Below are 20,342 nucleotides of genomic sequence, written 5' to 3'. Positions count from 1 at the left end.
ACCCTTCCAGGGGGCTCAGCGGCTGCCGATCAAGCTCACGCTGCGGTAGGCCTGCAGGGTCGCGGCCGCTGTCGCGTCCCAGGAATAGGAACGGGCGAGCGTCGCCGCCGTCGTGCTGTAGCGGCTCCAGGCGCGGCGGTGCAGCACCAGCCAGCGCAGCTGCTCGGCCCACAGGGCAGGGTCCAGGCTCGGGATCAGCCGGCCGCTGCGCCGGTGGGTGATCAGGGACGAGAGGCCGCCGACGTCGTGGGCGATCACCGGGGTCCCGCAGGCCAGCGCCTCCAGGGCGACCAGCCCGAAGGATTCGCTGAACGAGGGCACCAGCACCGCATCGCTGCTGCGGAAGAGCTCGGCGAGCTCGCCATGTGGCAGCGGAGGCAGCGCCTGCACCGCGTCCGCGACCCCCGCCTGTTCGGCCAGGGCGTTGAGATCCAGCACGTCGTCGCCGCTCTGGCTGCCGGCGACCACCAGCTGCACCGGCACCTGCGGCATCATCCTGCGCAGCTCACCGAGGGCTTCGACCGCGACCTGCGGGCCCTTGTGCAGCTGGAGCCGGCCGGCGAAGGCCAGTCGCAGCGGACGCGCCTCGAGCGGACCGGAGCGTGGGTCCGGCCCGACGGGTGGATGGAAGACCTCCAGGTCGACCCCGGGCCGGACCAGCGCGATGGACGCATCGTCGAGGCCGAAGAGTCGCTTGAGATCGGCGATCTCGTGCTCGGTGTTGGCGGTCACCAGATCGGCGGTGCGCGCGATCATGGCCTCGGCGGTGCTGCGCTCTGGGTTCTCCGGTGTGGCCGGGTCGAGCTCCTGCTTCACCGCCGCGATCGTATGCATCGTGTGCACCAGCGGCGCGGACAGCGCCTGGGCCAGCTGGATCCCGGCCAGCCCAGAGATCCAGTAGTGCGAGTGAACCGTGGTCACCTGGCTGATGTCGATGGCTTCGATGCTGCGCAGCGCCCGGGATGCCAGCGCGTCGACCTCGGCGGGCAGCAGCGCCTTCTTGGCCCGTGCAGGCTTCCCCACGGCGAGGGTGTGGATCCGTCGACCGTCTTGGAGGACCGTGACGTCGTCGGCGCGGGCCGGGGTCTCGGCGTCGACGTCGGTGGTGACGATGTCCACGGTCAGCCCGGCCTGGGCGAGCGCGCTGCTGAGCGCATTGACGTAGACGTTCAGTCCCCCGGCGTCTCGGTTGCCGGCCTGGGCCAGCGGCGAGGTGTGCAGGCTGACCATGACCACGCGCGCCGAGTCCGCCTCGGTCTGCGGGGTGCCGCAGACTCCCGCGGGGACGCAGTCGGTGGACATGTGGCTCTCCATGACGCCGCGCGGCATCGCGACGCGGCTGAGGGGTGGGGCTGGTTCGTTCCTTATGCTACAGCGAGGTCATCGCCGCAGGTATTCCGCGCATTCGCTCGCCGCCGCGCGGTCTGCCGCGGTGTCGCGGTTCAGCAGCCAGAGTCCCTCGGCGTCCTCGATGACCGGTTCGAAGCCCAGCCGATCAGCGCGGGCGAAGGCCTCCTCGGGGCTCAACGGGTTCGACCCGCCGAGCTCTTCGGCCGTGTCATCGATGATGATCCAAGTCAGCGCGTCCTCATCGGTGGTGCCGTTGAGTCCCACCGAGGTGCGGTCCACCAGGTGCGGCACTGCGGTATCGGCCGCCTCCACGCAGACATCGTCGGGCACGGCGTCGGTGACCTCCTGGTGCGCCAGTGCTCGGTCGCCCATGTTCCAGTTGTCCGCGGTGACGGTGCGCTGGAGCGGGAAGACCCCGGGGAATGCGAGGGTTCCGACCAGGCCGACGGCGATGACGGTGCCGGGCAGTCCTACGGCGAGCGGCTTGAGCCGTGGCCAGCGCGCGATGAGTCTGCGCGCGACGTCGAAGCCGGCGAGCAGGAAGATCGGGGCCAGGATCGCGTCGTACTGGTAGATCACGGACCAGACGTTCTCGCGGTCGTTGAACAGCCGCGAGAGCAGTATGGGTGCGCCGAGGATCACGTAGGGCGAGGCGAAGGGCAGCAGCAGCAGCGGCAGGAAGTGCAGCGCCCAGAGACCCACCTTGGTGGGGTGGTCGAAGAGGATCACGACCGCGTTCCAGGGCTGGGTCAGCAGGAAGACGATGGCGGCGCCCGCGCTGGGCCCCAGCTCAGTGAACTGCCAATAGCCGAACTCCCCTGCGGCGGAGAAGTGCGGGATCACCAGCTCTACCGCGAACCAGTAGCCGAAGACACCCAGGACCGCGGTGACCAGTGCGGGCAGCCAGGCCCGTTTGAAGGCGAACACCAGGCTGAGCGCGATCAGCGTGACACCCATGTCCTCGCGCACCAGCAGCAGCGCGGCGCCGAGTCCCACCGCCAGCCACATTCGTTGCCGTTCGATGGCCCAGATGATCCAGGCCACCAGCGGGACGCCGAAGGCGATCTCGTGGAAGTCCCAGTTCACCAGCGCCTGGAAGGGCCAGAAGAGCAGCAGCGCGACGGCGGCGAGCAGGGCCGGCAGGTGGCTGAACCAGCCGCGCACCACCAGGTAGACCGGCAGCGCGGTGGAGACCAGCAGCGCGATCATGCCGATGTTGAGCACCCGCGGGTCGTCCCAGATCCAGTAGAGCGGGGCGAAGGCGGCGATGATGGGGTGGAAGTGATCCCCCAAGAGGTGGAAGTCCTCGCCCTTGATCGGCACGATGGGGGCCTTGAACAGCGAGTACTGGCGGACCGCCTGGTCGAAGATGCCCAGGTCGTAGCCCTTGGCCTCGAAGTTGCGGAAGCGCAGCAACGAGTGCGCGAGATACAGCAGAGCGGCCGCCGTCATAACGGCGGCCAGCTGGAGTCTATGCGATACGGACAAGTGCCTCGGGAGGGATTCGAACCCCCGACCGGCGGATTAGAAGGCCGCTGCTCTATCCCCTGAGCTACCGAGGCGTGGACACGCAGAGTCTCAGCATCCTGAGCAGGTCCAGGCAGAGAGTCTACCTGCTCGGCACGGCCCTGGTTTGCCCCAACCCGCGTCGACACGCCGCCTCCGCGCTGGTCATCCACACACTCAAGCGGTGACCCCGCACCGGGTTCATCGCCGCGAACACTGGAAGCACCCCCGTCCGACTTCCACGGCCTGCGGCGGGGCTGGGCACGCCGTGCCGAGACTCAACAGCCGTGACAGAGATGGAGGAGAGCAATGAGCGAAACGATCACCGTCCGCGGGTTCCTCGGCGGCGAGGTGGAGGAGTTCATCACGCCCCAGGGGTTGCCGATCTCGAACTTCAGGCTCGGGTGCACTCCGCGGCGCTATGACCGCAAGACCGAGCGGTGGGTCAACGGGGACACGAACTGGTACACGGTCTCGGCGTTCCGCCAGCTGGCCCAGAACGTGAAGAGCAGCCTGCACAAAGGAGACCCTGTGCTGGTGACCGGACGCCTGCGGGTCCGGCAGTGGGAGAACGACAAGGGTCAGCGCGGCACCTCGGTGGAGATCGACGCCGAGGCCATCGGCCACGACCTGACCTTCGGCTCCGGGTCATTCACCAGACTCGGCGGCGCGGGCTCTGGGCAGGAGAATTCCCGCAACGGGGCGGAGTCCCACGCGGAGTCCTCCAGCGACTCCTTCAGTTCCGCCGCGGACTCGGTCTGGAGCACAGACAACGCCGACGCCCAGGGCCAGGGCCAGGGCCAAGAACAATCCCAGGAGAAGGAGGTGGCCCCCTTCTGAGCGGCTCGGCGTCGCGGGAGCGCACCCGGGGCAGCAAGCAGGCGGCGACGGCCGACAACAGCCAGCTGGAAGGTCGTCAGGGCGTGACATGACTCGGCCCGCCCGCGATCACCAGAGGGTGTCGGGGGCGGGCCGGATCAGTGCCGCGTGCTCACGTGCGCGCTGTTCTCAATTCAGTCCGTGACTGAGCTGGAAGATCAGTCGCGGGTGAGCCTGCGGTGGGTCACGCGGTGCGGGCGTGCCGCATCGGCGCCGAGGCGCTCGATCTTGTTCTGCTCGTAGGACTCGAAGTTGCCTTCGAACCAGTACCAGTCGGCAGGCTTCTCGTCCGTGCCCTCCCAGGCCAGGATGTGGGTGGCCACCCGGTCGAGGAACCAGCGATCGTGCGAGATGACCACGGCGCAGCCGGGGAAGTCCAGCAGCGCGTTCTCCAGAGAGCCGAGGGTCTCCACGTCGAGGTCGTTCGTGGGCTCATCGAGCAGCAACAGGTTGCCGCCCTGCTTCAGCGTCAGCGCGAGGTTCAGCCGGTTGCGCTCACCGCCGGAGAGCACACCAGCCTTCTTCTGCTGATCCGGGCCCTTGAACCCGAAGGCTGAGACGTAGGCACGCGAAGACATCTCGACGGCGCCCACATGGATGAAGTCGAGTCCGTCGGAGACGACCTCCCAGAGGCTCTTCTCCGAGTCGATGCCGGCGCGCGACTGGTCGACATAGGAGAGCTTCACGGAGTCACCGACGGCGAGCTTGCCGCCGTCGAGCTCTTCCATGCCCACGATGGTCTTGAACAGCGTGGACTTGCCGACGCCGTTCGGACCGATGACCCCGACGATGCCGTTGCGCGGCAGCGAGAAGGACAGCCCGTCGATGAGCTGGCGGTCGCCGAAGCCCTTCTGAAGGTTCTCGGCCTCGATGACCTGGGTCCCCAGGCGCGGACCCGGTGGGATCTGGATCTCGTCCATGTCGAGCTTCTTGGTGCGCTCGGCCTCGGCGGCCATCTCCTCGTAGCGGTTCAGACGGGCCTTGGACTTGGTCTGGCGCCCCTTGGCATTGGACCGCACCCAGTCCAGCTCGTCGGAGAGTCGCTTGGCCATCTTGACGTCCTTCTTGCCCTGGACCTTTAGACGCGCCTGCTTCTTCTCCAGGTAGGTGGAGTAGTTGCCCTCGTAGGGGTACAGCCGACCGCGGTCGACCTCACAGATCCACTGGGCGACGTGATCGAGGAAGTAACGATCGTGCGTCACGGCCAGCACGGCGCCTTCGTAGGCGGCCAGGTGCTGTTCGAGCCAGAGCACGGACTCCGCGTCGAGGTGGTTCGTGGGCTCATCGAGCAGCAGCAGGTCTGGCTTGGAGAGCAGCAGCTTGCACAGCGCCACGCGGCGGCGTTCACCGCCGGAGAGGACGCTGACGTCGGCCTCCGGGGGCGGGCAGCGCAGTGCGTCCATGGCCTGTTCCAGCTGGGAGTCGAGGTCCCAGGCGTTGGCGGCGTCGATGGCCTCCTGCAGGGTGCCCATCTCGGCCATCAGGGCGTCGAAGTCTGCGTCAGGATTCGCCATCTCCTCGGAGATCTGGTTGAAGCGCTGAAGCTTCTCGTAGATCTCGCCGACGCCCTCCTGGACGTTGCCGAGCACCGTCTTGTCCTCGTTGAGCGCGGGCTCCTGCATCAGGATGCCGACGGAGTATCCCGGGGAGAGACGCGCCTCGCCATTGGAAGGCTCATCGAGCCCCGCCATGATCTTGAGGATCGTGGACTTGCCCGAACCGTTGGGTCCGACCACGCCGATCTTGGCACCGGGGTAGAAGGACATAGTGACGTCATCGAGGATGACCTTGTCGCCCACTTTTTTGCGGGCGCTGATCATGGTGTAAATAAACTCTGCCATGGTCCCCAGGCTAGTCGGCGGGGCGGAGAATCTGCTAATGGACTGGCTGCTGGGGCAGGCTCACCTGAGCTCAGTCGATGAGGTCCAGCTGGTGCGGGGTGCTCCCGGTGGCCGGGCGCAGCTCCACCCGCCACCGCTGGGAGGCGAGCTCTGCGACGTCGTCGATCGTCTCGGGCTCCGGACCCCGCGCACGCAGCAGCATGCCGGTGAGCAGGCCGCGGGCATGCTTGGCGAAGTGGGTGACGACCTTCCGCTTGCCGTCGCGCTCGGTGAAGCTGTTGACCATCAGGGTCTGTTCCGGTGCCGGCCGGTGCGCCTGCGCGTAGGAGCTGGAGCGGCAGTCGACCACCAGCTGATCCCCGATGAGCCGGGCCAGCGGTTCACTCAGCGCGGCCTTCCAGAAGCTGCCGAGCCGCCCGGGTGCCGGGTGCGCCGGTGCTGCTCCCGGCCCCTGGCCGCTGCCGGGGGCGCTGAGGGTCACGCCCATGGAGAGTCGGTAGGCCGGGATCCGGTCGGTCAGGGAGGTCACCCCGAAGAGCCCGGAGAAGACCAGCACCTGCTGAGAAGCGCGGTCCAGCTGCACGGGACTCAGTCCCGCGGCGTCGAGGGCTTCGAAGAGCACTCCGGTGTAGATCTCGTGTGCCGGCGCGGTCGGGGCGCTGCCCAGCTGCGCGTTCGCGCGCACCTGGGGCATCACGGTCTTGCCCACGTTGAGGATCTGCTGCGCCTGGTCTTCGCTGCTGACCTGAATCAGCGCCTCCATCACCGAGGCGCGCGCCTGGTCGAGCTCCGGCAGCGTGAGGCTGCACAGATCCACCGGCGGAGCACCGGGGTCGGTCGGAGGTGTCTTGCCCTCGGAGGGCGGCAGGAAGATCAGCACCGAGCAAGGCTAGCAAGCAGCGCGTGGACCGAGTGCCAGATGGCGGTGTCGCGATCCCGTACCATGGAGAGCCGGGACGGGTCGGTCAGACCATCGCGGCTCGAGACTGAGGCCCGCCGGAGACGGCGGATAACTGCCTCGGGCCGAGGAAAGTCCGGGCTCCACAGGGCAGGATGGTGGGTAACGCCCACTCGGGGAGACCCGCAGGCCAGTGCCACAGAAAACAGACCGCCGGCGGCGCTCGTCGTCGCAGGTAAGGGTGAAACGGTGGTGTAAGAGACCACCAGCGCCCCAGGTGACTGGGGCGGCTAGGCAAACCCCATCCGGTGCAAGGTCGAACAGGATGTGTTGGAGGGCTGCCCGCCCGAGCATCCGGGTTGATCGCTTGAGGTCCGTGGCAACACGAGGCCCAGATGGATGATGGTCCGTCTCGGTGAGCAATCACCGCGGCGACAGAACCCGGCTTATCGACAGACCCGTCCCCCACCCGCCCCACCCGCTGCTCCACTGTGATGACGGGCGTCCCGCTCCGAGCCCTCCGCTCGGGCCAGCCGGGTTCGGCTAGACTCGCCTACGGACACATCGCGGTGTTCGCTCACACCCGAGCACCCGGTGGGTCCATGTAGACAATGACGTCTAGACGAGTGAGGACACGTCCAATAATGACCACTGAAGCAGACGAACAACTGCGCAGCTGGATCGACCGAGAGTCCCAGGCCGAGGCCATGATCCCTCTGCTGGGCAAGCTCTACCGAGAGAACAATGTGGTCACCGGGATCTACGGTCGCCGACTGGTCAACCGGTCCGCCATCGAGATCCTCAAGGCGCACCGATTCGCCCGCCAGGTCGACGAGACCGAGCTTCCCGTGTCCCAGACCCTGCCTCTGGTGCAGGCGCTCACCGAACTGGATCTCGGTGCCGCGAGCATCGACATCGCCCGGCTGAACTCCCGCTACCGTGTTTCTGCCTACGCGGCCTCCGGGGACATGGACTCGTTCCTGCGCGAAGAGCTGGCCGAGGTGCTCGGCCGCGGTGGCGAAGGCATGAGCGAGCCCCGCGACGTGGTGCTCTACGGCTTCGGCCGGATCGGCCGGCTGCTGGCCCGGATCATCGTCGGCAACGCCTCCTCCGCGTCGGGTCTGCGGCTGCGCGCCATCGTGGTGCGCCAGGGCGCGGAGGACGATCTCGCCAAGCGCGCCTCGCTGCTGCGCCGCGACTCGGTCCACGGTCCCTTCGAGGGGTCTATCCGGGTGGATCAGGAGAACCAGGCGATCATCGCCAACGGCACCTTCATCAAGGTCATCTACGCCTCGGACCCGGCAGCGGTGGACTACACCGCCCACGGAATCAGCAATGCGGTGGTGGTGGACAACACCGGTCGCTGGCGCGATGAGAAGGGTCTCAGCCAGCACCTGCAAGCCAAGGGCGTCTCTCGGGTGCTGCTGACCGCGCCAGGGAAGGGAGACCTGAAGAACATCGTCTTCGGCGTCAACCACGAGCAGATCACCGCGGAGGACACGATCATCTCCGCGGCGTCCTGCACCACCAACGCCATCACCCCGGTGGCGAAGCTGATGGATGAGGCCTACGGGATCGATCACGGGCACGTGGAGACGGTGCACTCGTACACCAATGACCAGAACCTGATCGACAACTTCCACCCGGGTGAGCGTCGCGGCCGCTCAGCGGCGCTGAACATGGTGATCAGCGAGACCGGGGCGGCCAAGGCGGTCGCCAAGGCGCTGCCCCAGCTGACCGGGAAGCTCTCCGGCAATGCCATCCGGGTCCCGACACCGGATGTCTCGATGGCGATCCTGAACCTGGAGTTGGACCGCGAGACCACCAAGGAGGAGCTCAACCGGTTCCTGCGCCGAGAGTCCCTCGAAGGCCCGCTGCACAAGCAGGTCGACTACATCGACTCCGCGGAGGTGGTCTCCACCGACTTCGTGGGCACCCGGGCTGCGGGGATCGTGGACGGTCTGGCGACCATCGTCAACGGTAAGCAGGCGATCCTGTATGTCTGGTACGACAACGAGTTCGGCTACTCCGCTCAGGTGGTCCGGGTCCTGGAGCACATGACCGGCAGCGCCCCGGTTAAGTACCCGAAGGTGCAGCCGCGCGACGCTGCCAGCAACGGGGCCGCGGCGGGCTCAGCCGCCACCGAGCCGAAGGCTGCACTGTCCGCTGGCTGACCAGCGGGTTCGGAGGCGTCTAAGCCTCGACCCCCACGACGACGGCGGCTCTCCCCTGCCGCGGCGGGCCGCCGTCGTCGTACTGGCCTGAGAGGCACTCCGCACTTCTGTAGAAGCGTCTGGACCCTCAGTGCCAGATCCGAGGACACGCCAGGTGGTAACGGACATGTCTCAGGATTGTGTTCTTGAACGATGAGCTGAAGCCCACAGTGTCATCGTGCCGTTGACTGCGACCACAGGTCGGCACCGAGCCAGAGGAAAGCCGCAGCGCTGGTTGAGCTGTCGGAGTAGCAGCACCTTGCGCGAACTGTGAGAGAGAAGCATTCTGATGCGAAGGGACATCCGATACCGTGGCGTTCCGCCGAAAGGGGGCGTCATGCCAGAGACGGTTCGCCGCGCAGAGGACGCTCGCATCACTTATGTCTACCTGCGCGTTCTACTCATCCTTCTCCCAGGGCTTCTTCTCGTCGTGACGGCCGGGACTTCCATCTATCACGGGGAGTTAGAGACCTCGATCAGTGCCTACTACGGCGGCCCCGTCCGCGATGTCTTTGTCGGTTGTTTGATCGCCCTGGCGGCGTGCCTGGTGGCTTATCAAGGCATTGGCTTACTGGAGGACTACGCCCTCAACGGGGCAGGCTTTTACGCCATCTTCGTCGCCCTGGTGCCTAACAACTTCGAAGACACGATGGAGATGCTCTTGGCAGGTGGTGGACCAGATGGCCTGACAGCAGCTGACTATGTGGTCTTCCTTCGGATCACGCTTCTGTCAGTTGTCGTCCTATGCCTCCTCCTGTTCGCGCGCGAGATCAAGGTTGGCAATCTTGGCCAGCTTTACGCCTCTAACACCCGATCAGCCAAGATCGACCGACTGAACCGGGCCTTCGTCCTGGCGACAATGCTGACCCTGATCTGGTTCCTGGCCTTGGCTATGCGGCAGTTGTTTCTCGTGCCGGCTGAGGAGGTCAGGCTGCAGGGAGTTGGTCCTTTCAGCGTCCATGACATTGCAGGTATCTTTCTCATCAGTTCGCTGGTCGTGGCGGTGGCGACTAACACCTGGCCTTATTACCGCATGAGAGATCTCTGGGTGACCCGTCGATTCTCATACCTCATCATTCTCGGACTGATGACCGTCGGTGTTGTCGTGCCGTTTGCGATCGCAGAACTGATTGCTCCAGGTCACTTCGTCATCCTTCTTGAGTGGTGGGAGATCAGCCTGTTCGCAGCCTTTTGGATCTTGGAGACACTGCGTCAGCTGAAGGTCGACAAAGAGAGACCGTCGGAGAGCGCCCCGGCTGGCCTGTTGGAGGAACCCTCGCGTCACTAGACTGCGCAGCGTCACCACGGGCCCACTCAGCGATCGGGAAAGCAGCACCCATCACCAGACTGGACAACGTGGTTGGGCATCACATCACACCTCGATGCGGTAGACGGAACTCGCGACGTCGTGCGTGAGCCTTGTGGTGTCTGCATCAGAGCCCAGCACATCGGTGACGACCCGCAGCGTGGCTGGGAGGGTAAGTCCGGGCTTATCGATCGGATAGTTGGAGGCCCACATCGTCCGGTCCGACCCGAAGGAGTTGTGCAGATGACGGATCAGCGGGGCTGCTCGGTCGACGATCTCACCGACCGATGCCGCGCTGATGGGGCGCCTGGACTCACCACCCATCACCGGCATGCCGAGCCCTGAATGCTTAGCCACGACGTTGGGGTGGTCGGCAAGGGCGGCGATGTTCTTGCGCCATGCGTCGAGCTGTGCTGCTCGTTGGTCGGTGCTTCGTCCTGCTCCCTGCCCACGGGGGCCGAACATTGCGACCGGCGTCGCGTAGTGGTTCAGGACAAATGTGGTTTGGGGGTACTCGGTGACGAGCCTCAAGGCATCGGACAGCTGATGGTCGTAGCACCAGATCTCCATCGAGAGGCCCCGGTCGGCGACAGCGCTGAAGCCTTGCAGAAAGGACCGGCTGCTGAGGACGTGCGGGCCATCGGCGAAGTCGCGCACTCCGCGGTCGGGGTGGTGTGAGGCGGACAGCCGTATGCCTCGGACCAGTGGAGAAGCCTCCAGGTGGGCGTCGAGGACTGCCGCGGCATCTGACCATCTGGGGTCGACATGGGCGATGATGGCGCCGAGTTCGGGGTTGCCGTCACGACCGAATGGCAGCGTCATCAACCAGCGGGTCTCAGCGACCGTGTCCATGTGCTCGCGTTCAGGCCAGGCGGCTTCTATGTGCACGATCGCGCGAACCGGCAGCTCGGCCGCGTCGCGCCGATAGTCCGCCGGCAGGTAGGGACGCAGCACGTGGGCCGGGTTTCCCACGAACTCGCGATCGGCCTGCGGCATCGCCAGGCGCAGGGCACGAGGGATCGTGGGGAGGAATCGAAGGAGCCGCGCCATGCCCGATTTGGTGCGTCGTGTCGTGAGTGGGTCCCACTGGTGGATGTGGGGATCGATGACGCCGGTCTGCGGAACGGCCGGCTGAGCGGCAGGTGAGGTGGACGACATCTCGTTCTCCTTTGAGGTCGCCTTGACGGCACGCGCAGTGGAAGTGTGATCAGACAGCTTTCGAGAAGCCAACACCAAGGACGACGACCAACGACATAGATCAAGGTTACGCCCGGTGTCTCCGAAACAGGTCGCAAAACCCGGATTCTCCGCTGACTGCAACCCCGCAGGCTCCTGAGCCGAGACGGCGCTGCCGGGGACGCTGCGGCGATGGAGTCGTTCTACTCAGTGCGACAGAACAACGTCCTTGACCGTGCGGACCGCATTTCGGGCCCGCGTTTCCGAGGTCTGCGCAGAACGATGGCGAAAGCCACGAGAGAACCCGGATTGACTCATGACCATCACCTCGCGGCAAGGGCTCCTCGACTCGTGACGCTTATGTCCCCTCGAATCCAAATGTCGAGCGTTGCCGCGAACGCCAGGTCGACCCCGCGCCGCCAGTCAGCCCACCGGGCGGATCCGGCTGCGGCTCGGATCCCAGGGGATCCCGGCGGCGCAGGCGTCCATCGCCTCATTGCTGAGCGCGTCGGCGTCGCCGTTCTCCTTGCGCGGGATCCAGGTGTAGCGGACCTGCATCGGCGGCAGGATGGTGGAGGCCTCGGCGGCGAGTCTCTTCATGTCCTCGTGTTTGATCTTCCAGCGCCCGCTCATCTGCTCGACCACCAGCTTGGAGTCCAGCTTGACCTCTACGAAGGCCTCCGGGTCCAGGTCGCGGGCCAGCCGCAGACCCTCGATCAGCCCGGTGTATTCGGCGACGTTGTTGCTCGCCTTTCCCAGCGGGGTGGCCTTGGTGGCGAGGATCTGACCCGCCTCATTGCGGACGAGGGCGCCGGAGCCGGCGATTCCAGGATTGCCGCGGCTTCCGCCGTCGGCCTCGACGAACAGAGTGGTCATGGCTCACGCACCTTCGAGTCAGTTCAGGTCTTAGAGGTGGGGCGCCTCAGACACGCGGGCACATCAGTGGCCCGGTGTGAGCACAAAGTCCCAGGGGTCGGTGTTGATGCCGCTGACGGCAACCTCCACATCGTAGCCGCGATCGGTCAGCGCCCGGTGGAGGGCCTGCGCGGCGGTGGGCAGCCAGAGCCACTCTGAGGCGAAGTGCGAGACATCGATCAGGTAGGGGCGCCCCTCTGCCGCGGCTTCACGGGCCTCCGAGGCTGGATGATGACGCAGGTCCGCGGTCAAAAAGACGTCTGCCCCCGCGTCGGCGGCCGCGGACAGCAGGGAGTCCCCCGCCCCGCCGCACAGCGCCACCCGCTGGACCAGCCCGTCACGATCACCGGCTGCCCGGACCCCGCCGGCCACAGCAGGCAGCACCGAGAACACTCGAGCGGCGAACCCCCCAAGCGTCAGCGGCTCGGGCAGCGTGCCGATCCGGCCGAGCCCCTCGGCGGCCAGACCGTCCGCGGCGGGCGCCAGCGGCGCCGTGTCTTCGAGTCCCAGCGCTTCGGCGAGGACATCGTTGACCCCGCCGATCGCCGAGTCCCCATTGGTATGGGCCGTCAGCAGGGCACAGCCCGATTCGATCAGCCGGTGGACCATCTCGCCCTTGAACTGCCCGGCCTCCACGGAGGTGACCCCGCGCAGCAGCAGCGGGTGATGGGTGATCAGCAGGTCGGTCCCGGAGCTCGCGGCCTCCTCGATGACAGCCCGCACCGGGTCCACGGCGAAGTTGATCCGCCGCACCAGCGTGTCCCGCCGGCCGGTCACCAGACCGACGGCGTCCCAGGACTCCGCCAGCGAACGCGGCCAGAGCTCCTCGGCCGCGTCGAGCACCTCATCGAGGGTCGGGACCTGGGAGTCGGAGGTGGTTTCATCTGGGCGCGGAGCAGGGCTGGGCGACATGTCTCTTTTCTACAGGCTCCGGTTCAGGAATAGAGCCCGGGACACGGACGGTTGTGCTGGTCATGGACAACTCTCATAAGACCGTGGTGCTCGCCGCCGGATGCTTCTGGTGCCTGGATTCCCTCGCCCGTCGACTGCGCGGAGTGCATCACGTGCGCAGCGTCTACACCGGCGGCTCCGGTCCGGCCATCTACGAGGCCGTCGCCTCCGGCGGCACCGGACATGCCGAAGGCGTGGAGATCACCTATGACCCGAGCGTGCTCCCGGACCAGGTGCTCTACGACGTGTTCTTCTCCAGCCACGACCCGACCACGCTGAACCGGCAGGGCTACGACGTCGGCACCCAGTACCGCTCGGCGATGTTCTACACCGATGAGGCCCAGCACGATGAGTTCGCCGCCGCCATCCAGCGCGCGCAGAACTCCTTCGATCGGCCCATCGTGACCTCGCTGGAGCCGCTGGGCCGGGTCTTCGAAGCCGAGGAGGTCCACCAGGACTTCCACGCCCGACGTCCAGATGTCGGATACTGTCAGGTCATCATCGATCCCAAGGTCTCGAAGCTCCGCAGAGACTATGCTTCATGGTTGAAACCCGAGGAAGAAAGGTCCACACACTGATATGGCCAAGATTCTTGACAACATCACCCAGGCGGTCGGCAACACCCCCCTGGTGCGGCTGAACCGGCTCGGTGCAGACCTTCCGGGCAACATCGCGATGAAGCTGGAGTTCTACTCCCCCGCGAGCTCGATCAAGGACCGCATCGGTGCGGCCATCGTGGACGCCGCAGAGACCTCTGGCATGCTCAAGCCCGGCGGGACCATCGTGGAGGGAACCTCGGGCAACACCGGGATCGCGCTGGCCATGGTCGGCGCCGCCCGCGGCTACCGTGTGGTGCTCACCATGCCGGAGACCATGTCCACCGAACGTCGGGTGATGCTGCGCGCCTATGGCGCCGAGATCGTGCTGACCCCCGGCGCAGAGGGCATGCGCGGCGCGGTGGAGCGGGCCAAGGCCATCGTTGCCGACACCGAGAACTCCATCTGGGCCCGCCAGTTCGCCAATGAGGCCAACCCCGCCACCCACTACCGGACCACCGGTGAAGAGATCTGGCGCGACACCGACGGCGAGGTCGACATCTTCATCGCCGGCATCGGCACCGGCGGCACGATCACCGGCGCCGGCCGCCGGCTCAAGGAGTACAAGCCGGGCATCCACCTGGTCGCGGTTGAACCCGAGGACTCCCCCATCCTCTCCGGCGGCACCGCCGGACCGCACAAGATCCAGGGCATCGGTCCGAACTTCATCCCGGACATCCTGGACCAGGAGATCTACGACGAGGTATACCAGGCCAACCTGGAGAAGGCCGTCACCTGTGCCCGCGACCTCGGCACCCAGGAAGGCATCCTGGGCGGCATCTCCACCGGCGCGAACGTCGCGGCAGCCCTGGAGCTGGCTTCCCGCGAGGAGAACCGGGACAAGCTCATCGTGACCTTCGCCTGTGACTTCGGAGAGCGCTACATCTCCACGCTGCTCTACGAAGACATCCGCGGCTGATCCTCCGGCGGGCCCGTCCTGCCGCGAAGAACCAGCTGCACAGCTCCGCTGCACGCGTCACCACGTGTCCGCCCCGCACGGGACGTGGTGACGCGGACAGCACGAGCCGACACGTTCGATCCCTGTGAAAGGTTGACTCCCCCTTGGGCCCTCTGAAGCGTCTGCGCGAGGACATCAAAGCCGCGCGTGAACACGATCCCGCCGCGCGCAGCACCGCCGAGGTGGTGCTGGTCTACTCCGGGCTGCACGCGGTCTGGTCGCACCGACTTGCCCACCGGATGTGGCAGCACGGCGCGCTGAAGACCCCGGCCCGCGCGCTGTCCCAGCTGACCCGCGGCCTCACCGGCATCGAGATCCATCCCGGCGCGCAGATCGGACGGCGCTTCTTCATCGATCACGGCATGGGCGTGGTCATCGGTGAGACCGCCGAGGTGGGCGATGACTGCATGCTCTACCAGGGCGTGACCCTCGGAGGACGCTCCTTGGAACAGACCAAGCGGCATCCGACCCTGCGCGACGGGGTCGTCGTCGGGGCCGGGGCCAAGGTCATCGGCCCGGTGGAGATCGGCGCCGGTTCGGCGGTGGGCGCGAACGCCGTCGTCGTGAAGTCCTCACCGCCCAACTCGATCCTGACCGGCATTCCGGCCAAGGCCCGGGAGCGCGGCGTCGCCGAGCGCAAGCCGCACGTGGATCCCGCCGAGTACGCATTGGACCCCGCGCTGTTCATCTAGCGACTGGTCTGCCCAGTAGCCGTCCGTCCGGAGACTGCCCCGCGGGCGGCCGCCGGCTCCGCGGCTAGAGCCGGTGGCTGCCGGCCAGGCTGCGCATGATCTCTGCGGCCGGCTCCGACCTCGCGGACGCGAACCCGGTGCCCGCCCAGAGGTTGAGCCCATGGGGGTCCCCGGCCGCGCCGGCGGCCCGGCGCAGCCCGCCGCTGAGCTGATGCAGGGCGGGGAAGCCCGACGGCGAGGACCCGGTCAGCGCGTCGGTGAAGCTGTTGCGCAGCGCCCGCGCCGGCCGTCCGGAGAACGCCGTGGTGATGATGGTCTCCGGCTCCCCCGGCGGTGTCGCCAGCGCCTGTTTATGCGTCGCATGCGCCCCGCTCTCGGGACTGCGCAGCAGCGCGGTGCCCAAGACCGCGGCCTCGGCACCGGCGCCGAGTACGGAACTGACCCCTGCGGCGTCGGCGATGCCGCCGGCGGCCCACAGCGGCAGCGCGGTGACCCGGGCAACCGCGCTCAGCAGCTCGAGAAGCTCGGTGTGCTCGGGAACCCGCTGCGGCGTCCAGCTTCCGGAGTGCCCTCCGGCGGGGGACGCCTGGACGATGAGGCCGTCGACCCCGGCGCGGTCAGCGTCCTGGGCCTCCTGCGTGGAGGTCACCGTCTGGAGCACCTTCGCCCCGGTGGACTGCATCCGGGCGATGTCTCCGACGCCGGGCAGCCCGAAGGTGAGGCTGATCAGCGGGACCGGGTGAGCTTCGAGCACCGCCAGCTTCTGCTCCCAGAAGTCGTCCCAGAGATCAGCCCGGTCATCAGCCCGAACATCAGCGGAGAGGCCCTCCGCGGACCCGACCCCGTCCAGACTGGCGAGCTCCGGCAGCTTCACGGCGGCCGCCCAGGGTGCGCCGTCCTGTGCGTGGTTCTCCAGCCACTCCTGCACTGCGGCGCGATGCCGGGCGAGGGTGGCCGCGCCGATCGGGACCGGGTTGGGCACGAACAGGTTGACCCCGAAGCGCGGCGTGGAGCGCTGGACCTGTTGGATCTGTGCCGCCAGGTCCTCGGGCTTCTTGTATCCCGCCGCGAGAAAGCCGATGCCGCCTGCTTCGGCGGCCGCTGAAACGAGCTCAGGACGACTCGGTCCGCCGGCCATCGGGGCTGCCACCATGGGGATGGTGGCGCCCGAGGTGGCCAGCAGACCGGCCGTCCTGATGCTCATGGGTTCAGCTCCGTGAGGTCAGCGTCGAGTGCTGATCCGACCGGATCAGGCGTCGATCTCGCTGCGGTCACCGGACCACTGCGTGTGGAAGGTGCCTTCCTTGTCCACGCGCTTATAGGTGTGCGCGCCGAAGTAGTCGCGCAGACCCTGGGTCAGCGCGGCGGGCAGGCGTTCCCGGCGCAGGCTGTCGTAGTAGGACAGCGAGGAGGAGAACACCGGGGCGGGGACGCCGTAGGTCGCGGCGGCCGCGACCACGCGGCGCCAGGCCGGGAGGCACTCGTTGATGGCCTCGTTGAACTCCGGTGCCAGCAGCAGGTTCTGGGGCTGCTGGTCGCGGGGCGCGTCGTAGGCCTTCATGATGGTGTCCAGCAGGTCAGCGCGGATGATGCAGCCGGCGCGCCAGAGCGAGGCGATGGCCTTCAGGTCCAGCTCCCAGCCGTACTCCTCGCCGGCGGCGACGAGCATGTCCAGTCCCTGGGCGTAGGCGACGAGCTTGGAGGCGTAGAGCGCCTTGCGCACGTCTTCGACGAAGTCCTGGCGGTCCTCGGTGCTGCCGTACTTCTCCGTCGCCGAGAGGGTCTCGTCGACCCCGGCGCTGAAGGTGGCATTGGTGACCGCGCGCAGCTCGCGCTGGGAGGAGATCGAGCGGGCGAAGACGGACTCGGCGATCGCGGTGACCGGTGAACCCACCTCCAGGCCCGAGATCGCGGTCCAGCGTCCGGTGCCCTTCTGTCCTGCGGAGTCCACGACCACGTCGACCAGCGGGCGGCCGGTGGTCTCGTCCTCCTGCTCGAGCACCTCGGAGGTGATCTCGATCAGGTAGGAGGCCAGGTCGGTGGTGTTCCACTCGCGGAACACCCCGGCCTGCTCGCGGGGTTCGATCCCGGCGAGGGAGCGCATCAGGTCGAAGGCTTCACCGATGACCTGCATATCGGCGTACTCGATGCCGTTGTGGACCATCTTGACGTAGTGGCCGGCGCCGTCGGTGCCGATCCAGGCGCAGCAGGGCTCGCCGTTGTACTTCGCGGAGATCTTCTCCAGCATCGGTCCGAGGGAGTCATAGGACTCCTTGGAGCCGCCGGGCATGATCGAGGGGCCGTTGAGCGCGCCCTCTTCGCCGCCGGAGACGCCGACGCCGACGAAGTGCAGGTTCTTCGCGCGCAGGCTCTCCTCGCGGCGCCGGGTCTCCTCGTAGAAGGAGTTGCCGCCGTCGATGATGATGTCACCCTCATCGAGCAGGGGCACCAGGTCAGCGATCACCGAGTCCACCGGGGCTCCGGCCTGGACCATGATCAGCACGCGACGGGGGCGCTCCAGAGAGTCCACCAGCTCGGCAAGGGTCTCGGTGCGGACGAAGTCGCCGTCACCGCCGTGGGCGTGCAGCAGGGCGTCCGTGCGGGCGACCGAACGGTTGTGCAGTGCGACGGTGTAGCCGTTGCGGGCCAGATTGCGAGCCAGGTTGGCTCCCATGACGGCCAGGCCGGTCACTCCGATATGGGCACTCATGCATTCTCCTTCGTCGAGGTCAGTCAGACATTCTCACAGTGCAGCATGTTCCCTGCCCGCAGGCGCGGATCGCAGTGACGCGGGTCCCGCGCACCTTGCGCGCGGCAGGCGCGCTGGAGAGCTGACATGGGATCCCGCCGTCGTGAACCTCGGCGTCCCCGAGGCGAGCACTGCAACTCTACCGCTTCGGCCTGCTCGGAGGCCCAGGTCTGGCGGGGGCATTCGGATCGAGGCTCAGTCACCGACGGCGTCGCGGCCGCGGCGCACGATCAGCGGGTCGGGCTCCCCGACGATCTCGTGGTCCTTGCCCTCGTACTCGAACTGGGCCAGGAAGCACTTCATCGCATTGAGCCGGGCCCGCTTCTTGTCGTTGGATTTGATCGTCATCCACGGGGCGTGATCGGTGTCCGTGCGCAGGAACATCTCTTCCTTGGCCTCCGTGTAGGCCTCCCAGCGGTCCAGGGACTCCAGGTCCATGGGTGAGAGCTTCCACTGCCGGACCGGGTCGATCTGGCGGATCGCGAACCGGGTGCGCTGCTCCTGCTGGGTGACGGAGAACCAGAACTTGGTCAAGTGGATCCCGGCCTCGACCAGCATCTGCTCGAACTGCGGGGCCTGGCGCATGAAGAGCTCATACTCCTGATCAGAGGAGAAGCCCATCACCCGTTCCACCCCGGCCCGGTTGTACCAGGAGCGGTCGAAGAGCACCATCTCCCCGGCGGTGGGCAGGTGATCGACATAGCGCTGGAAGTACCACTGGCCCAGCTCCCGGTCCGAGGGCTTGTTCAGTGCCACCACGCGCGCGGTCCGCGGATTCAGGTGCTCGGTGAAGCGCTTGATCGTGCCGCCCTTGCCAGCGGCGTCACGGCCCTCGAAGACGATCACATGCTTGAGCCCGTAGTCCTCGGCCCAGTACTGGAACTTCAGCAGCTCCACCTGCAGGTGATACTTCTCGATCTCGTAGACGTCGCGGGAGAGCCGATGCTCGTAGGGGTAGTTCTCGTGCCAGGTCTCCACGGCGCGACCCTGCGGGTCGATCAGGTCCGGGTCAGGAGTGTGACCGTCCAGCACCGTGTACCCGCCCTCGCGAAGCTCATCGATGAACTCACGGAGGTTCTTGCGCGCGGTGCCGTCGACCTGGAAGATCGGGTCATTCATCAGATCAGCCTTTCTCGAGATGCGGCTGCTGCCAGCTCATCAGATGTCTATGAACACATTGTTAACCGTCTTGGTCCGATCTGGAAGCCTGCTCCCGACCGCGGCTGCTCAGAGCGCCTGCTCACCCATCTGCCCGGCGCGCGCGAGCGCAGTGAGCCGGGAGACCGTGCGGTGATATTTCTTCATATACCCGCCGGTCATCATCTCTTCGGTGAACAGCTTGTCGAAGGGCTTCCCGGAGGCGACGATCTTGATGTCCTGGTCGTAGAGCCGGTCGGCCAGCACCACGAAGCGCAGCGCCAGAGCCTGGCCCTCGATGGTCTCGACATCCTTGAGCACCAGCACGTCCATGTCAGTGACCAGCTGCCGGTAGCGGCTGGGGTGCACCCCGCTCAGGTGCTCACACAGTGCGCCGAAGTCGTCCACTGCGATCCGCGCCTCGGGGTACTGCTTATTGGCGAAGTCTTCGATCTCCTCCGAGCTCAGCGGTGCCGGCGCCTCGGGAAGACCGCGGTGGCGGTAGTCCTCGCCGTCGACCTTGATCACCGAGAACTGGTCCGAGAGCACCTGGATCTCACGCTGGAAGTCGGCGGCGGCGAAGCGCCCCTCCCCCAGGGATCCGGGCAGCGTGTTCGACGTCGCGGCGAGCTTGACCCCGGCGTCGGCCAGTTCCCGCATCAGCCGCGACATCAGCACGGTGTCGCCCGGGTCATCGAGCTCGAACTCATCGATGCAGACCAGCGAATAGTCACTGAGCACATCCACGGTGCGCCGGAAGGACAGGGCGCCGACGAGGTTGGTGTACTCCACGAAGGTGCCGAACGCCCGCTGGCCCTCGACCGAGTGGTACAGCGAGGCGAGCAGGTGGGTCTTGCCCACACCGAAGCCGCCGTCGAGGTAGATCCCGGCGGGCACCTGGGATTTGGCTGGGGCGCGGCCGAAGAGCTTGCCGAGGAAGCCGCCGCCGACCTGGCTGGCGCCCACCGATGCGGAGAACTCACGCAGCGCGGTGACCGCCTTCTCCTGCGACGGGTGCGCGGGGTCCGGGATGTAGGAGTCGAAGGAGACTTCGGCGAAGCGGAAGGACGGCCGCAGGCCCTCCAAGAGCTGACCGACTCCGAGCTTTGGGGTCCGCTGGCTCAGCGGAGTGGCGTTTGACGGCATATGACCACTCTACCCACGACTGCGTGTTT

General features: G+C 66.9%; 17 protein-coding genes, 1 tRNA gene and 1 other RNA gene. 7 read left to right on the top strand and 12 right to left on the bottom strand.

The genetic code is table 11. The features are described from left to right. Nucleotides 1–15: 15 nt before the first annotated feature. From ACHAA4_RS00995 to ACHAA4_RS00985, 3 genes are all read right to left on the bottom strand, one after another. On the bottom strand, nt 16–1,302 hold the full coding sequence (locus ACHAA4_RS00995; protein ID WP_435772340.1) for a glycosyltransferase: 1,287 nt from the start codon (nt 1,300–1,302) through the stop codon (nt 16–18). A gap of 78 nt (nt 1,303–1,380) precedes the next feature. Then, the gene (locus ACHAA4_RS00990; RefSeq protein WP_435772339.1) at nt 1,381–2,802 is read right to left on the bottom strand and encodes a DUF2079 domain-containing protein; all 1,422 of its coding nucleotides are present in this window, start codon (nt 2,800–2,802) and stop codon (nt 1,381–1,383) included. 37 nt (nt 2,803–2,839) lie between these two features. Continuing rightward, a tRNA-Arg gene (locus ACHAA4_RS00985) sits at nt 2,840–2,912 on the bottom strand. Between the two features lie 253 nt (nt 2,913–3,165). Here ACHAA4_RS00985 and ACHAA4_RS00980 point away from each other — a divergent pair. Then, nucleotides 3,166–3,696 carry a single-stranded DNA-binding protein gene (locus tag ACHAA4_RS00980; protein WP_435772338.1) on the top strand — a complete coding sequence of 177 codons (531 nt, stop codon included), beginning with the start codon at nt 3,166–3,168 and terminating at the stop codon, nt 3,694–3,696. A 197-nt stretch (nt 3,697–3,893) separates the two neighbouring features. Here the strand turns inward: ACHAA4_RS00980 and ettA are convergent, their stop codons facing one another. Both ettA and ACHAA4_RS00970 read right to left on the bottom strand, forming a co-directional pair. Then, nucleotides 3,894–5,576: an energy-dependent translational throttle protein EttA gene (ettA, locus tag ACHAA4_RS00975; RefSeq protein ID WP_435772337.1), complete on the bottom strand. Its 1,683-nt coding sequence runs from the start codon at nt 5,574–5,576 to the stop codon at nt 3,894–3,896. A gap of 70 nt (nt 5,577–5,646) precedes the next feature. Further along, nucleotides 5,647–6,456 (bottom strand): YaaA family protein, encoded by an 810-nt coding sequence (locus ACHAA4_RS00970; RefSeq protein WP_435772336.1) that lies wholly within the window; start codon nt 6,454–6,456, stop codon nt 5,647–5,649. Between the two features lie 77 nt (nt 6,457–6,533). Here ACHAA4_RS00970 and rnpB point away from each other — a divergent pair. The 3 genes from rnpB to ACHAA4_RS00955 all read left to right on the top strand — a co-directional run bounded on the left by rnpB (nt 6,534) and on the right by ACHAA4_RS00955 (nt 9,975). Continuing rightward, an RNA gene (rnpB, locus tag ACHAA4_RS00965) (RNase P RNA component class A) lies at nt 6,534–6,939 on the top strand. A gap of 179 nt (nt 6,940–7,118) precedes the next feature. Continuing rightward, a complete protein-coding gene (locus ACHAA4_RS00960; protein ID WP_435772335.1) occupies nt 7,119–8,648 on the top strand; it encodes a glyceraldehyde-3-phosphate dehydrogenase in 1,530 nt (509 codons plus the stop codon). A 376-nt stretch (nt 8,649–9,024) separates the two neighbouring features. Beyond that, complete coding sequence (locus ACHAA4_RS00955; RefSeq protein WP_435772334.1) at nt 9,025–9,975, top strand: hypothetical protein; 951 nt, start codon at nt 9,025–9,027, stop codon at nt 9,973–9,975. 84 nt (nt 9,976–10,059) lie between these two features. Here ACHAA4_RS00955 and ACHAA4_RS00950 read toward each other — a convergent pair whose 3' ends face one another. From ACHAA4_RS00950 to ACHAA4_RS00940, 3 genes are all read right to left on the bottom strand, one after another. Then, the gene (locus ACHAA4_RS00950) at nt 10,060–11,313 is read right to left on the bottom strand and encodes an amidohydrolase family protein (RefSeq protein ID WP_435772333.1); all 1,254 of its coding nucleotides are present in this window, start codon (nt 11,311–11,313) and stop codon (nt 10,060–10,062) included. A gap of 279 nt (nt 11,314–11,592) precedes the next feature. After that, entirely contained in the window at nt 11,593–12,045 is a 453-nt protein-coding gene (locus tag ACHAA4_RS00945) for a reverse transcriptase-like protein (protein ID WP_435772332.1), read from the bottom strand. A gap of 63 nt (nt 12,046–12,108) precedes the next feature. Further along, nucleotides 12,109–12,996 carry a Nif3-like dinuclear metal center hexameric protein gene (locus tag ACHAA4_RS00940; protein ID WP_435772331.1) on the bottom strand — a complete coding sequence of 296 codons (888 nt, stop codon included), beginning with the start codon at nt 12,994–12,996 and terminating at the stop codon, nt 12,109–12,111. Nucleotides 12,997–13,058: 62 nt separating this feature from the next. On the opposite strand from ACHAA4_RS00940, the gene msrA reads away from it, so the two are divergent. The 3 genes from msrA (at nt 13,059) to epsC (ending at nt 15,281) form a co-directional block, all read left to right on the top strand. Continuing rightward, on the top strand, nt 13,059–13,613 hold the full coding sequence (msrA, locus tag ACHAA4_RS00935) for a peptide-methionine (S)-S-oxide reductase MsrA (RefSeq protein ID WP_435772330.1): 555 nt from the start codon (nt 13,059–13,061) through the stop codon (nt 13,611–13,613). Between the two features lies 1 nt (nt 13,614). Beyond that, nucleotides 13,615–14,550 (top strand): cysteine synthase A, encoded by a 936-nt coding sequence (cysK, locus tag ACHAA4_RS00930; RefSeq protein ID WP_435772329.1) that lies wholly within the window; start codon nt 13,615–13,617, stop codon nt 14,548–14,550. A gap of 143 nt (nt 14,551–14,693) precedes the next feature. Beyond that, complete coding sequence (gene epsC, locus ACHAA4_RS00925; protein WP_435772328.1) at nt 14,694–15,281, top strand: serine O-acetyltransferase EpsC; 588 nt, start codon at nt 14,694–14,696, stop codon at nt 15,279–15,281. A 64-nt stretch (nt 15,282–15,345) separates the two neighbouring features. Here epsC and ACHAA4_RS00920 read toward each other — a convergent pair whose 3' ends face one another. The 4 genes from ACHAA4_RS00920 to zapE all read right to left on the bottom strand — a co-directional run bounded on the left by ACHAA4_RS00920 (nt 15,346) and on the right by zapE (nt 20,313). Further along, nucleotides 15,346–16,485 carry an NAD(P)H-dependent flavin oxidoreductase gene (locus ACHAA4_RS00920; RefSeq protein ID WP_435772327.1) on the bottom strand — a complete coding sequence of 380 codons (1,140 nt, stop codon included), beginning with the start codon at nt 16,483–16,485 and terminating at the stop codon, nt 15,346–15,348. A 45-nt stretch (nt 16,486–16,530) separates the two neighbouring features. After that, nucleotides 16,531–17,991, bottom strand: a complete 1,461-nt coding sequence (gnd, locus tag ACHAA4_RS00915) for an NADP-dependent phosphogluconate dehydrogenase (protein WP_435772326.1) — start codon at nt 17,989–17,991, stop codon at nt 16,531–16,533. Between the two features lie 234 nt (nt 17,992–18,225). After that, complete coding sequence (gene ppk2, locus ACHAA4_RS00910; protein WP_435772325.1) at nt 18,226–19,149, bottom strand: polyphosphate kinase 2; 924 nt, start codon at nt 19,147–19,149, stop codon at nt 18,226–18,228. Between the two features lie 108 nt (nt 19,150–19,257). Next, nucleotides 19,258–20,313, bottom strand: a complete 1,056-nt coding sequence (gene zapE / locus ACHAA4_RS00905) for a cell division protein ZapE (RefSeq protein WP_435772324.1) — start codon at nt 20,311–20,313, stop codon at nt 19,258–19,260. Between the last annotated feature and the right edge of the window lie 29 nt (nt 20,314–20,342).

Origin of the sequence: Nesterenkonia maliinae, from assembly GCF_051262655.1 — a bacterium.
In the GTDB taxonomy this organism is placed as follows: domain Bacteria; phylum Actinomycetota; class Actinomycetes; order Actinomycetales; family Micrococcaceae; genus Nesterenkonia.
The sequence above is the reverse complement of the archived record's forward strand: the minus strand, read 5'-3'. Positions and strand labels throughout refer to the sequence as shown.